Below are 13,038 nucleotides of genomic sequence, written 5' to 3'. Positions count from 1 at the left end.
GTCAAAGTCCTTGGCTGAAAATGGTCCAAATACCGCCGCACGCAATCGCAACCCCGTAAGGTAGCGGCGCGTGTCGCAAATGGCGCCAACGTTCTATCGCGTAGACGCGGCGTGCGAACGACGATCCCGCGGGCGCTAGCCTGGGATATGGCAGGCGGCGCATCATCAGATGCACCACGGCAAGAACGCCGCCGGCCAGCGCGGTGATAGTCAACAACTGAATCACGCCCATCAATGGGAGCCCAATCGCCAGTGCGACCAGCAGTTTGACATCGCCGCCGCCCATCCATCCCCGCTGATATATGACTAAAAGCAGCAGAAACAGGATTGTCGCGGCGATCAAGGATTCTACAATCTGCATAGGGCTGGCAAAATGCCCGGCGATCCCGAGCAGCGCCAGCACCAGACAAATTTCATTTCGGATCAATCGTGTTGCGATATCGATCATTGCAACATATACCAACAATAGGATCTCAAGACACAAAGCTGTGGGAACAATCCAATTCATCAAATGCATGCCTGAAAGGAGGCGTGGCATTGGGACATCCATTGCCACGCTCCGGACTCAAAGACCTGTCATGGGACCCAGAGCCGAGTCATGGCAGTCCAGTCATAGTGGAGGCGATCACGCCGAACCCGGTATTTAGCGCTCCGCTGAGGGTGTTAGTCCCGGTACCAGTAAACAGAAGAAGTACGACGGCGCAGACACAAGCCCCGACGATCACGTACTCGAGCGACACCACGCCGTCCTGGTCCGTGCGCAGACGCTTCAACGCTTCCGCGATCTTGGCATAATACATCAACATAGGAGAAATCCTTCTTTCAAAAAGGCGCGCGGCATTGGGACATCCATTGCCGCGCTCTGGATTCCGCTTACGGCAGACCAGTCATAGTGCTGGCGATCTTGCCGAACCCGGTATTCAGCGCTCCGCTGAGGGTATTCGTGCCGGTACCATTAAACAGAAGAAGTACGACGGCGCAGACACAAGCCCCGACGATCACGTACTCGAGCGACACCACGCCGTCCTGGTCCGAGCGCAGACGCTTCAACGCTTCGGTAGTCCTAATATAATACTTCAACATGGGAGAAAATCCTTCTGTACAAGATGAAACCACAACTACTAACGCTGGCAGACACGCCTTCCTGCCAAGTGGGTAAATTTTGTGTTAAAGTGGCCGCTACGTCAATGTTTATACTGGTTTAACCTTAACCGTGAAAATGCGGTGTACCCGGCGGGCAACAACGCCAAATCGTTGAGCAATTTTCTGTTTTTTCTGGCGTCAGACTGTGCACCCGGCCGAAGGAACTCCCGTGCTCAGGCGGAGTACCCCGAAAGAATACTGGCGAGATGTACCGGAATGATACGCGGCGAGGAGAGCATCTCGGGGCTTTGCCGCCGGCCCGAAAACGCAAAACGGCAAACAGCTCTTCCCAAAATGCGGTTCGCAATGGATTGACAGCAGAGACCGTGATCGGGCCGCTTGACGATCCCAACGATACCGAGCCTTCGACCAAGCAGTGATAGCCGATCAGACGCGGGGACCGCAGTAGAGCGCGAACTGGCGCTCCGTCTGGAAGCCTGTTGTGGCGATTAAGGCGTGCGACCTCGGTCGAGACCGGTCCGGCCTGCTCCAGATGCAGTGAGAAGCAAGCACCGCACCTGAGCTTTCTGCTGATCGTGGCCTACGGCAGCCTGCTTCCCCAGACCATTCTTTCGATCATCTACTTTCCCGCAACGGACGGATCCGCACGCACTCGTGAGTTGCTGCTACTGGCGGACGCGACAGCGACAGCGACAATGCTAATATCGGCGATTTGGCCAACGCTGGGCCTGGTCGCCGCGCACGGTAGTGGCGACGTCGCCTATCTGCGAGATATGCTGGCACTACGTGCGGGCGGGCCTTGGCATTTCGAGTGCGATGGAAGGCATCGTAACGATGCCATCGAATCACACGGTTATGGCGCGGCACCGGCCTAGTCGGATATGGGATCGCAACGCTGAACTTTCTGATGCTCTTTCGATCCCGCCGATCGGCGGGCATTACCTGGTCGACTGGCGCTGGCGATCGGAGCAATCGGCGTCCCGCGAGCGCAGCTGCATGGAGTGAGCACGAATTCTGTTCGGCCTTCGGCGCGAGACATTGGTCAAGCCTGAGCGAATTTCGACGCTGATTACTCGCAGTAAAAACGGATCATGTACATGATGTGCTCGAGATGAAGGAAGCCACAGGGCGGCGAGCTCTTGGCCGCGGCGTCTCCGGCCCTCACGGCCTGCTCGACGGCCCGCCTCTCGCGGTCCACGCTCGCCTCCTGCGTGTGCGTTGCCAGTTGCGCTCGGCCTCGCCGGTGATGCGGATTGCGTTCACGGAGAGCCGCATCTCCAAGGGCCGCGCCGGTGCGAGTGGCGCATCAGCGCAAGCGTTTGGAGCCAACCAACGAGTCCCACGCGGGTAGAAGCGGGACCGGACCGCCCGCGTGGCTGCCGCCGCGTCGCGTCAGTGAATAGAAATCGATAGGGGTCATTGGCTCGGCAATTTGATCTGTTCCGCCCCCTTTGGGCCAGGGTTTCCCAGAGTGGTTTTGATGGGATTCAGACTTCGGCGAAGGCTCAAGCTGCTACTGGGCGTCACCTCAAATTTGGCAGGACGGGCGTTAGTCTCTCCGTGATGGTCCCGGAGCATCGCTTACCTTTAAATTTCTCCGGTTAACCGGAACCTGCAGATGACAAAAGGCGAAATGTAACCATCCGGTGAAGCCCGCGGATAAGCGCGTTGCATCACCGATGCCACACAAGCTTGATTGATTAACGGTTTCTCTCCATCGCTGCGTGAAAGATGGGTTAGGTCAACTGGACCCGCTTCGTCGAACGCCGGGCTAACCATCTACGGCGGGTTCGATCCTGCAAAAAACTGGCTAAGCTTTGTGGGGATCAGAAAAGATGTATTCGCAGCATAGACGCGATATTCAGGAAAAGCCGCCTTCAGAATCGCTTCTTCGTTGATCATACGCCGACATTGAAGCATCACAGCCGTAATGGCGATGAGTACGGCAAGCGGCGAAAGCACCTGTAGTGTGACACCGACCAAAGCAACTCCTTCACAGAGGTAGAGCGGATGCCGGACGATTCGATAAGGTCCTTCTGTCACCAAGCGCCTTGCCTCCGCAAAAATGCTGAAAGATTTACCCAACCAGCGGAGCACCACGAAAGAAAGCGTAGTGCCCACTAGGATCAATGTCGTGGACACGACCGACCAAACAGGACCCAGCTCTGCCTTCGGAAGCAAAGCAATTGTTGTGAACAAAAACGTGCCCAACAAGGCCGAGATCCGCGGCTCGATGCCTTTGGACTTCTGTATCGGGACCAGCCGGGTAATAGTTGTCGCTGCAACCAAGCTCAGGAAAGAGACGTTGGCAGTGCTGGCCGCGAGCATGAGCAGCTTATGGATGCTGTCCAACGGAAGCAGGCGAGGAATTCCCGCAACGCCAATCACGACAAGCGCGGTAAAAACAACAACGACCGCCGCTCTCGCGGTCCAATCGAGCCAACGATTGACAGTCAACTCAACGGCCATACTTTTCCCGTGGGATCCATCGGTTCCCTCGAGTTTGATATTCGTCATCATCTCAATCTCGTGCTTTCATCGTCGGCCAAGATGTTCCGGCAAGCTCTGAAATTTGACTCCGTTCCCGCCCAAGCAGGATAGGTCACTGGTGAACAGCTTCAGGGTGCAGATTAACCGGACGGGAGTTCCGTTACTGACCGAGGCTGGGCGAACAATTGGGCGGCCTCCTCTGGGGCCCGCATCGTCTCTGCCAGCGCCGCTGTGTCCGATTTGGACTGGAAGATCCGCTCGCCGATGAAGGGATAAAGCAACTGAGGCACGTAGCGTTGCGGCATCGGCCGATCCAGACCGTAGGTCGTCGGTATTTGCCCCCTCGGCAAATGAAGACTCCCAAACAACGCATCCAGGAAGGACAGCTGCCCGGCGAAATTCCGGTCCCTGGCTTCCCGGTGGTTACTATGATGCCAGTGATGAAATTCCGGCGAAGCAAACAGGAAGCGCAACGGACCAAATCCCACGCGAACATTGGAGTGAATGAGAACCGCCTGCCACTGATAGAGCAAGGCATAGACTCCAATCGCCCATTCGGAGAAACCCAGCGCGAAGACCGGGATCAGCGAGACCCCCTTGGTCAAAATCTGATCGACCGGATGGACCCTGGCCGCAGCCAGCCAGTCAAGCTCCTCGATACTGTGGTGAATGGAGTGGAACCTCCATAGCCAGGGAACGGCATGGAACATGCGGTGGGTCCAATAGAATCCCAAATCAGAAAGTACGATAACGGCCGGGATTTGCACCCAATAGGGCAAGCCCCCGACCATGTCCTGAAAGGATGCCGGGACAATCCATGCGGCGGCAAAGATGACCGCAACGATAACGGCTAGCAGACCAAGCTTTATCAAAATACCATTCAAGAACAAGAAGATCAGATCGTTGCCCCAATTGCGACGAAAGACCTTCTGCGGATGTATGGCGAACAGCCGCTCGAGCGGTATGAACACAAGAACGGTGATAAAAATTACCTTGAAGCCAAAGGGATCCATTACGCTCCTCACTGGCTGTTACCCTATCGCTATTTTCCTATGGCATAAAGGGTAAACCGGCGGCTGCACATTATGATGGTTAAGTGGTTCGGGATGCTGCCATCTGTGATCTCCGAAAAAATAGAGGTAATCCCAACTGGCGCGCCAGCCGGCCGACTGCGCTCGGTGCAAGGTATCCTCGAGACCCGCCAACTCGCGCCGTATCGCATCCGCACGTTCAATCTGTCGAGCGATTCGAAGTTTTGCCGATGAAGCCCGGCCGTGCCGGGATGAGGACGCGCGACTACAACGCACTACCACGTTGTCCGCAGTCCTCAACAGCGCCATCGCCATCAAGAGTTCATCCGCTTTCTCAACGCGATCGAGGAGCAGGTCCCGGTGGGGAAAGTGATCCACGCCATCGTCGACAAATATGCGACCCACAAGCATCCGAAGTACGCCAATGACTGGCCCGGCATCCCCGCTGGACGTTCACCCCGACCTCCGCATCAGGCTCAATGCGGTCGAAGGCGTTTTCGCCAAGCTTACCCGCCGTCGCCTCAAACGCGGCACCTTCCGATCCGTCGTTGACTTGCAAGTCGCTAATGAACCCTTCGTCTGGATTGCCGATCCGAAGCGCGTCCTCGCCGCCGTCAAACGCGGGAACCAAGTTATTCATTGGATGGTCTTACAGGCTAAGCAACTAATCGAGGCGGCTCAGGCGAGCGCCTAGTAGGGCGCGGACTCATTAACGCGCAGCCATAGCCTGATTGATGCAAGGACGAAGGCAAGGTAGTTGGCGGCAAGCTTGTCGTAGCGCGTTGCAATCCGACGACATTGTTTGATCCTGTTGAAGAACCGCTCGACCTGGTTGCGATCGTCCTCTGTCCGTTTCAGTGCAAATTTCGCTGTGTGACGTCTATCACGGCGACAATCCACCACCGCGCGTATCCCTCTATCACGGCTGGCGGGAATAGTCCCTCATCCGACAAAGCGGGAGAGAGACATCGCGCGAATTGAATTTGGCCGAGCTGGACGCAGTGAGCGGCGGCGAGATCGTCGACCTCTTATACGAAGTTGGAAAGACCGTTATCGTCGACACACTCACCAAATATCACGGTATTTCGGATTCCATCAACTACATCAAGCAGCAGGCCGGCAAGTAACGCGACCCAACAGGCGGCCTCAGCTGGCGGCCTCTTTCTCCCGGCCTTGTCGAATCAGCTATTGCTTCGCTGATGGACCGCGACACAATCGAACATCGAGATCGAGCGCCTACTTCAAGACGAGAAACTAAAGGACGAGGACCGGCACGCATCACATGGCGCGCGGCAGACCCTGCGGAACGTGCTCGACTGGGAGCCGGCATTCGCAGACGTTCTACCAGAAAACAGCACGGTCGTCGCTGGTCCGCGATTCTCCTGTCCTACTCGCGAGGACAAATTATTCTGGCCTGGCTGAGAAGAGCGGCCTCCCAGATCGAATAGCTAGCGCTATCTAGGTGCACACCATCTGTTGTATGAGGCTCCGGCATTCGTGCCAAGGGAACGAAGTCGATTCCTTGTTCTTTGGCCAGCATGAAGATAGCGGTATTGTATTCATTTATACGCTCGTTAGCGTCGGATGGACCATCCAATGCCGGAATCGACATAACGGCAATGTGCTCTGCAAGGGGTGTTATTTCCGCTAGCAAGGCTTTGTAGGAGCCTGCAAAATTGTCGGTTCGTCGCGACATTAGGGCGTCATTTGTCCCAAGAGACAAAATCACCAGCGCCGCGCGCTTTCCGCGAAGTGACTGCTTGAGTATGGCGCCCAGACCGCTTGTCGTTTGTGCGCCGGAAATTCCAGCGTTAATGACAGCATGATTGCACAAGACGGGAGGTAAGATCGATGACTCCACAATACTGTCGCCGAGCACGATAATCGGACTAGAGACTCTATCCAGCATTGTTTGAAGTTTGAATTGCCTATACTGAATGAAAGCCTGCTCATTTTGCGGGCCCCGAAACTTCAAAAAGGTCCCGACCGATAGTGCTACCGCCATGATCAGCAGCATGCGGACCGTCGTTCGTCGGCTGATCCCGTGGAAGAGGATCACTTGTGATCCCACATCTGCATAAACATCTCCTTCACGCACAAAAGCGTAGCTCGATATGATATTCAATCGCAAACCAAAAAGCCCGTTGGGATGAGCCGGCGGGCTGGTCGCTTGCTAGTAAGATTTATGCTCGGCGACGCGTTTGATTCAGGTCACCGGCCAGTAGCCATTTAAAGTCAAGCCGGTCTGAGCGAAGGCCATCAGGAGCTGATGCATTAGCACCAACGCTGCCTTGACCCTTTTGTTTCGGTACGAGTTTATACTTGCCGCCGCCCGCTCAAGGTTGCGGAATGATGGCCATTTTAGTCCGGCTTTTTAATCCGCGCGCCGACACCTCGCTCACCGCTCTGCGTGTAATGGCACTACATCGCACCCGGCAAGCCGATGCAGAATGGATTTGTCGAAAGCTTCAATGGCCGACTGCGCGATGAGTGTCTCAACGAGCACTTGTTCGCCAACCTCAGCGAGGCCCGCCAGATTATCGAAGAATGGAGGATCGACTACAACACCAACCGGCCGCACACGAGCCTCAACGGGCTCACACCAACCGAGTTCGCAACCCGCCCCAATCGGGGCCAAAACCAGAACAGACTCTACCTATAAACAAGGGAAAGGGCAAACGGGGGAGCAGGTCAGACAGTTTCCGCGCCCTGGTTGTTCGGTGGTGCTCGTGATGATACGTATTCCGACCAGGCACGGGAGGCAGATTGGAAACTCACCAGATTGGGCAGGATAGTCCGACCAAAGATCGGCTGCCAGAACTGAGGGCGCTAACAGGGCTTCGCGGGGTAGCGGCGACGACCGTAGCATTGGCACACTTCATGCAGTTTTTCCCTAACGGTGTGGAAGCCAACAGCTTTTTCATGTGGCACAATGCCGTTGATCTGTTCTTTTGCCTCAGCGGCTTCACGCTTTCCTACGTTTACAGCCGGGAGGGATTTCAGTTTTCAAGCTACCTGACGGCTCGCATTGCCCGGATTTACCCATTGTATTTCTTAACACTAATCATCGCCGGAGCGGCATGGGTCTTGCCGCTATATGTTAATCCAACAACCTATCCCGCCGGATCAGCCCTTTCCGATTTCCTGCTGCAAGTGGTCATGATCAACTCTTGGCCGGTTATTGGCTCCGGGGTGCATTGGAACATTACGGCGTGGTCGATCTCTGTCGAATGGTTCTGCTACGTCCTGCTGTTTCCCTTTCTCCTGGTTCAAAAACGGCTGCTTCGCTCGTCTCCAATCGTGCTGCTCTGCATCGTCGTCGTTTTGTCAGCATTTTCCTATTTAGTGTTTCTAAGATATTTCGACGGTAACCTATCCAACCCTGAGGTCTACGTACCAAAAAGTCAGTGGAGCTACTGGGTAAGCCTGTTCCGAGGCGTTTGCGGGTTCACGGCCGGATGGATCGTCTTTGCAAGCTTCGAGAGGCGCGATGACCTCTACGCGCTCTGCACTAGATTCTCTACCCTGATTTGGTCATGCGTCGTTTGCATTGTTTTCTTGGGGTATAGGCTTATCAATGCGCAGGCGCTGGTATTCCTCTTTCCGTTCGTGGTGCTCGCCGCGACAGACCCAGCTTCCGCCACGTCGCGCCTACTAGGGTCGAGGGCGCTACACTTTCTCGGCGTGATTTCGTACTCGATCTATATGGTGCACTCTTTCGTTCTTGTGTTGTTCATCGCTGTGTTTCGCACACCTTGGACAGGGTCCCTTCTAGCTCTTTTGGTTGGGACGACATTTGTCGTCTCAGCGGGCACATATTTTGCGATCGAGGTGCCAGCCCGGAACGCGATACGAGGCATTCAGGGAATGCGACCTGCGCAATTGATCTCATAGCATTTCATCTGACGGCTGGCTTGCCGCTCCTTCAGCCTAATTGAACGCGTCGTGAGTACCGGAAAGAAAGCGAAGAGGCCACCCAGCTATTATAGCGCGCCTACAAAGATCAGTCCGATCAAGCTTGATTGAAAACTCAAGCTCGCGCAGTGCGTCCGTGCGTCCGGCAGGAAGCCCAGAATCTCCGGCGATATCGCGCCGGGTGACGCTGACTTACTGAAAGGGGCGCGTCAAAGCGGCAAAGCGGCGAATGACTCGGGCAAACAAGCGACCTCGCTGCGGTTGAACTCTGCTGGCGGTAACTTGCTAGAAGCTGTCCGGCTGGCAGCCCCGGTCAGGTTTGCAAGAATGTCCACGAATGCAGGTCAGGGCGCAACTTGCGCATCAGCTTGCTTTCCCATTTTCGCAGCAGGGGAATCCACATGATGACAGTGCTGGCTACGGTAGGGAAATCAAAAGAAACAATCTATGAAAAGGGCATTCGCTACTTGAAGTATCCGAATGACGCCGCTGGACGTTACAATGTGATTGATTGAGACCGGCGTACAAATCTTCGATAGATGAACGGGCGCCGTATTATTTTCGGAACTAAGTCTAGCTCAATTTCGCCTCACGAATAATTCAGAAATATCGTCAGAATAAACACCAATCCAATTCGATGAAGCTCGAAATTCTTGAGACTCGAAAGAGTTTGGCGCAACGAGACCAATAGAGATCCGGTACTTATCCAAGTATCCAATAAATTCACGTGGGCGTTGGAAGACAATTCTCCGATTTTCAGTAATAAAGCCGTCGCCGAAAAGCATTTCCGTTCTGCCGTCTATAAAGGTGGGAACTCCTCTAAAAATCAAATAGCCGCCGAAATCGTACTCGTTGTAGATGTTACCATGCAAATTGTGCGCAAAAATGTAATCGACCGCATTCTCTGGAGAAATCTGCCTCGATGGCTTAACGGAGTTTCCGAGAACGCCAGTTGCAAGAATTATGATCGCGATTACTCCATAAGTCCCATGGAGACCGCGCCGCCCTAGTTGAGAAATTGTCGTGAAGAATTGTGGTTGAGTCGTAATTTGCTCAGAGAGTCGCAGAAATCGAAATTGCCTTGTTAACGGGGTGGCGAGGAGCAGGGGCGCAAGTATATTGAATAGGAAGATGAATCTCACTGCGGTGAGCATATACGCTGTGATTAACAACAATATTGCTAGTCTACAAAAACGAATTTTAACCCCATTCAGAAGAGCTAAAAATACGAGCGCAAGAACACTGAGGACTGTAATCTGCCCATTGTCGAAACTTACGGCTTGCCACTCATTGATATATGCTTTGCCTTCATTTGCAACGACAACCTGAAAGGCGCTCAGGAACGAACGCGCGCCGTAGGGTGTTATGCACGCAGCGCCGAGCGTGGCGACAAGAAAGATAGCCCATCTTCGGGTTACTAGAAGACGATCACCACTTGGGGATTCGATTACCGCTTCTGCGGCCAGCGCGACCGTCAGGGCAAGCCCCGCCACAAAGCTGCCATGGACGTTCGCCCACAGGGTCATGACTGGGAGCAGCATCAAGCTCGGCGAAGTCTTGGCGTCGACAGCTCTCACCAGCGCCGCGGCCCAGACCACCATCAGCCCATCGCTAAAGATCTGCGTGCGAGCGTGCAAGTGCCTAACCGACAGCGCAAGTGCCACTGCAGCCACGCCGATCGCAACCGTGAGCCGCATGGTGCGCGAGAGCATGAGGAAAAGCAGCGCGTAGGCGAGCGCTATCGCGCCGCCGGTAATCATGGCAACTCCACGCCAACCTAAAAGACTATATGCGCCGAAGAAGCTCAGATCGCCCAGCCAGTCTCTCTCTATCCAGGGATGCCCACGAAACGTATGCGAAAATTCATCGACCTGGGGAAACGATCCGCTTTCCCAAATCTTACGCCCAGTTGCTATGCGCCAATACAGGTCCGGATCTAAGAGAAGCCGGCCAGCAGGAATGAACACAATAAGCAACAGTAAAAAAAACGCGACCAGAAGCACAAATATGAACCATCTGGCTCGCTGAACGTCTTGATCGCTGGGGCGCATTCTTTCGGGCTTCTCGCTGACCGTGCCGATGGTATGCCGGGCGTCGGATCTAGCCGAATCTTCGAGATGACCCATTGCTCCTCCATTCCCGCGAATCTGCGACCATATTGTAGCAATGCGTCAGATGACTTAGAAGGCTAAGGCTGAAGTGGCTCGCGCCGTGAACCGGCAGAGTTCGACGGTGTTACGGTGCGGCGCGCAACGACTGGGAACTCCTCGGCTCGTTATCGCTGTTTCCCGATCGCATAAAGAGTAAACCGACGGCCGCGCATCATAATGGTTAAGCGGTCCGGGATGATGGCGGGCTAATCTCCGACAATATAGAGGTAATCGTAATTGGTGCACCAGGCGCGAACATGCGACGGGACTGTTTCGCCCGCTGAAGCGCTATTCAACTGCGAAATCGTCGTTGGTAGGTAATCAAGCGCGTCTTCGATTTCAAAAGCCGATTTCGAAGCCGATTTCCTGACGGGTTGTTGAGCAGACAGCGTGTATAGCGATGGCACGAACGCAGTTGCATAGTGTACCGCCAAGGTTGGGGGCATAGAACATCGGTGCATTTATACGGCCGGTTTCCCATCGCTGCGTGCGACCAGAGTTGTTGAATTAGCTCGGAGTATCGAAAAGGCTTGCCGCGAAGAAGGTCAAACTCAATGTAACCAGGCACGAGTTGCACCCCACCAGATTACGGCGTGGAAGCGCGAGGTGGCCGCCGGCGATAGTGGCTAGCGACTCCTGATCAAATTCTCCAGTGGGGCAATACGCGCGACTTGAGACGGGCGAGCGTCTGCTGAGCAGAATAAGGCAAACGCTGCAAAAGGAATTTGCGTAGCTTGAAGGGCAAGGGGGAAATATCCGGAATGGACTCGCCATCGCCAAGCCTAGTCGCGGCGATCGCCTGCGGCAACGTGGCCATGCGATCCTCGCGCACGTAAAGAAGAACATTGTAGCGATACCAGAATGAGATGTCGGCTCTATCTGCGATCCGCGGCCTAATGCAGTCGAACGGCATAAATCCGCGCTGACGAAATAGCGTTCGCCAGTATTCAAAAGGCCTTTCATTAATGTGGAATTCGCCTCCCTGTCCGGGGGGCGCCGCTGAAAAAAGCACTAACCCGCTCGAATGTCCCGTCAGAGACTCTATGAACCCGGCTGCCGACTCGGCCGCGAGATGCTCGGCTACTTCCAAGGATTGAACGAGATCGAATGTTCGGTCGAGGTGAAAATTCAAGGACAGGTCATGCGACACAAATTCAGTGGGAGAAATCTGCAACTGGTCGCGTTTGACATACTCACCGTCTACCCCGCGGATATCCGCGACTCCGCTTGCCTTCCATTCCTTCAGCCACGTTCCAGTTGCGCACCCAACGTCGAGAACGCTCGCAATCGGAAGGTTATGCCGTAAGATCTGAATTATGGCACGCGCGGAAAGTGTGTTCGAGAGCACCGCATATTCCATGAATGCGGTGTCGTAGCAATGACCCCTCGCTGACACGTCCTTCTGATCGATTGTAACCGGCAATTCCATTTTCCCTGTGGGCTTTCGGTATCACAGCGTATCAGTTGGAATGGGTTTCCGATGCCTGTGGCGCGTGTTGTCCCAGATTGTTTCCGCCGCCTTGTAGCCAACCGCTGCCCAAGACATTTCGTTGACCCAAACCAGCCGAATATCATTGAGCCCGGCCTGCTGCATGAGTAACTCGACCTCATCCTTTCGCCAATAATTTGCAATGCGCGGTATCATTTGGTCGAATACAATATGATGCAGATGGCGAAATGTGAATCGTCTGAGCAATTTAAAATACTCAACACGCGACAGGCCGAGGCGAAGGAATATCCAGAGAAAGGCAGCAGGGACGTAAGCCAAATACCGAACGGCAGATACGGGGATCCTGCTGAAGACAAGGTTTCGCAATGGGTTCAGTACCCGGACGTAATGCTCCATGTTTTCATAGCCGTATACCCAGATCAGAACGGCACCTCCCGGCTTGACGGCTTGGCGCATGCGCTGGAGAGCTCGGCCGGGATCTTCGAGATGGTGGATGACCCCGATGCTGAAGGCAATGTCGAAGACGTTCCGTTCCTCGAAATCGTACGCGCTTCGATGGAGAACCTCGACGCTCGGAAATCTCGCGAGATTGCGACGGGCGGCCGCTAACGAGCGCTCATCGACGTCGATGGCGACGCCACCGGCAGCACCATGCATCATGGGCCAGTAGCTATTACGGCCCATCCCGCATCCGACATCCAGGAAGCGCTTGCCATGCCAATCTTTCCCAAGGTCCAGCGGGGCCGTCCAGCGCCGAAACTGCTCCTCCTGATCGGGCGTCAAGTCGTTGAATTTTTCCCAGGAATATCCGAAACGATCAGGTGAGCCGCCCTTCACATCAGTCGGATCGTCAAGCACGCTATCTTTGGTCATTAGCCGTCTCTGATCTGCCAACGGG

Annotated in this window: 11 protein-coding genes and 3 pseudogenes; 4 read left to right on the top strand and 10 right to left on the bottom strand. The window is 54.8% G+C overall.

Annotation, left to right across the window (positions count from 1 at the left end; all coding sequences use genetic code 11):
- Position 1: 1 nt before the first annotated feature.
- The 5 genes from V1289_RS41070 to V1289_RS41050 all read right to left on the bottom strand — a co-directional run bounded on the left by V1289_RS41070 (position 2) and on the right by V1289_RS41050 (position 4,607).
- The gene (locus tag V1289_RS41070; RefSeq protein ID WP_334407874.1) at positions 2–517 is read right to left on the bottom strand and encodes an A24 family peptidase; all 516 of its coding nucleotides are present in this window, start codon (positions 515–517) and stop codon (positions 2–4) included.
- Positions 518–596: 79 nt separating this feature from the next.
- The gene (locus tag V1289_RS41065; protein WP_334404954.1) at positions 597–806 is read right to left on the bottom strand and encodes a Flp family type IVb pilin; all 210 of its coding nucleotides are present in this window, start codon (positions 804–806) and stop codon (positions 597–599) included.
- Between the two features lie 67 nt (positions 807–873).
- Positions 874–1,083: a Flp family type IVb pilin gene (locus V1289_RS41060; protein ID WP_334404952.1), complete on the bottom strand. Its 210-nt coding sequence runs from the start codon at positions 1,081–1,083 to the stop codon at positions 874–876.
- A gap of 1,800 nt (positions 1,084–2,883) precedes the next feature.
- A complete protein-coding gene (locus tag V1289_RS41055; RefSeq protein WP_334404950.1) occupies positions 2,884–3,624 on the bottom strand; it encodes a methyltransferase family protein in 741 nt (246 codons plus the stop codon).
- A 110-nt stretch (positions 3,625–3,734) separates the two neighbouring features.
- On the bottom strand, positions 3,735–4,607 hold the full coding sequence (locus V1289_RS41050) for a sterol desaturase family protein (protein ID WP_334404949.1): 873 nt from the start codon (positions 4,605–4,607) through the stop codon (positions 3,735–3,737).
- A 242-nt stretch (positions 4,608–4,849) separates the two neighbouring features.
- Here V1289_RS41050 and V1289_RS41045 point away from each other — a divergent pair.
- Positions 4,850–5,319: pseudogene (locus tag V1289_RS41045) on the top strand (transposase); the annotation flags it as partial.
- On the opposite strand, the pseudogene V1289_RS41040 reads toward V1289_RS41045, so the two are convergent.
- Positions 5,316–5,462 (bottom strand): annotated as a pseudogene (locus V1289_RS41040) (IS5/IS1182 family transposase); the annotation flags it as partial. The pseudogenes V1289_RS41045 and V1289_RS41040 overlap by 4 nt on opposite strands.
- A 146-nt stretch (positions 5,463–5,608) precedes the next feature.
- Here V1289_RS41040 and V1289_RS41035 point away from each other — a divergent pair.
- Entirely contained in the window at positions 5,609–5,752 is a 144-nt protein-coding gene (locus V1289_RS41035; protein ID WP_334404948.1) for a hypothetical protein, read from the top strand.
- A gap of 260 nt (positions 5,753–6,012) precedes the next feature.
- On the opposite strand, the gene V1289_RS41030 is transcribed toward V1289_RS41035, so the two are convergent.
- Positions 6,013–6,642: an SGNH/GDSL hydrolase family protein gene (locus V1289_RS41030; protein WP_334404947.1), complete on the bottom strand. Its 630-nt coding sequence runs from the start codon at positions 6,640–6,642 to the stop codon at positions 6,013–6,015.
- Between the two features lie 399 nt (positions 6,643–7,041).
- Here V1289_RS41030 and V1289_RS41025 point away from each other — a divergent pair.
- Positions 7,042–7,287, top strand: a pseudogene (locus V1289_RS41025) (integrase core domain-containing protein); the annotation flags it as partial.
- Positions 7,288–7,391: 104 nt separating this feature from the next.
- Positions 7,392–8,519, top strand: a complete 1,128-nt coding sequence (locus tag V1289_RS41020; RefSeq protein WP_334404946.1) for an acyltransferase family protein — start codon at positions 7,392–7,394, stop codon at positions 8,517–8,519.
- A gap of 599 nt (positions 8,520–9,118) precedes the next feature.
- Here the strand turns inward: V1289_RS41020 and V1289_RS41015 are convergent.
- The 3 genes from V1289_RS41015 to V1289_RS41005 form a co-directional block, all read right to left on the bottom strand.
- Positions 9,119–10,666 carry a hypothetical protein gene (locus tag V1289_RS41015; RefSeq protein ID WP_334404944.1) on the bottom strand — a complete coding sequence of 516 codons (1,548 nt, stop codon included), beginning with the start codon at positions 10,664–10,666 and terminating at the stop codon, positions 9,119–9,121.
- A gap of 664 nt (positions 10,667–11,330) precedes the next feature.
- A complete protein-coding gene (locus V1289_RS41010; protein WP_334404942.1) occupies positions 11,331–12,113 on the bottom strand; it encodes a class I SAM-dependent methyltransferase in 783 nt (260 codons plus the stop codon).
- Between the two features lie 27 nt (positions 12,114–12,140).
- Positions 12,141–13,013, bottom strand: coding sequence for a class I SAM-dependent methyltransferase (locus tag V1289_RS41005; RefSeq protein WP_334404940.1), 873 nt, complete (start codon positions 13,011–13,013; stop codon positions 12,141–12,143).
- Between the last annotated feature and the right edge of the window lie 25 nt (positions 13,014–13,038).

Origin of the sequence: Bradyrhizobium sp. AZCC 2289, assembly GCF_036924615.1 — a bacterium.
In the GTDB taxonomy this organism is placed as follows: Bacteria; Pseudomonadota; Alphaproteobacteria; order Rhizobiales; family Xanthobacteraceae; genus Bradyrhizobium.
Note: the sequence above shows the minus strand (reverse complement) of the source record. Positions and strands in the feature narration are given on the sequence as shown.

Excerpts from the sequence above, each read along its gene's own strand:
- V1289_RS41005 (WP_334404940.1), bottom strand. The coding sequence starts at position 13,013 with ATGACCAAAGATAGCGTGCTTGACGATCCGACTGATGTGAAGGGCGGC.
- V1289_RS41030 (WP_334404947.1), bottom strand. The coding sequence starts at position 6,642 with ATGCTGCTGATCATGGCGGTAGCACTATCGGTCGGGACCTTTTTGAAG.
- V1289_RS41055 (WP_334404950.1), bottom strand. The coding sequence starts at position 3,624 with ATGATGACGAATATCAAACTCGAGGGAACCGATGGATCCCACGGGAAA.
- V1289_RS41065 (WP_334404954.1), bottom strand. The coding sequence starts at position 806 with ATGTTGATGTATTATGCCAAGATCGCGGAAGCGTTGAAGCGTCTGCGC.
- V1289_RS41015 (WP_334404944.1), bottom strand. The coding sequence starts at position 10,666 with ATGGGTCATCTCGAAGATTCGGCTAGATCCGACGCCCGGCATACCATC.
- V1289_RS41060 (WP_334404952.1), bottom strand. The coding sequence starts at position 1,083 with ATGTTGAAGTATTATATTAGGACTACCGAAGCGTTGAAGCGTCTGCGC.
- V1289_RS41070 (WP_334407874.1), bottom strand. The coding sequence starts at position 517 with ATGCATTTGATGAATTGGATTGTTCCCACAGCTTTGTGTCTTGAGATC.
- V1289_RS41050 (WP_334404949.1), bottom strand. The coding sequence starts at position 4,607 with ATGGATCCCTTTGGCTTCAAGGTAATTTTTATCACCGTTCTTGTGTTC.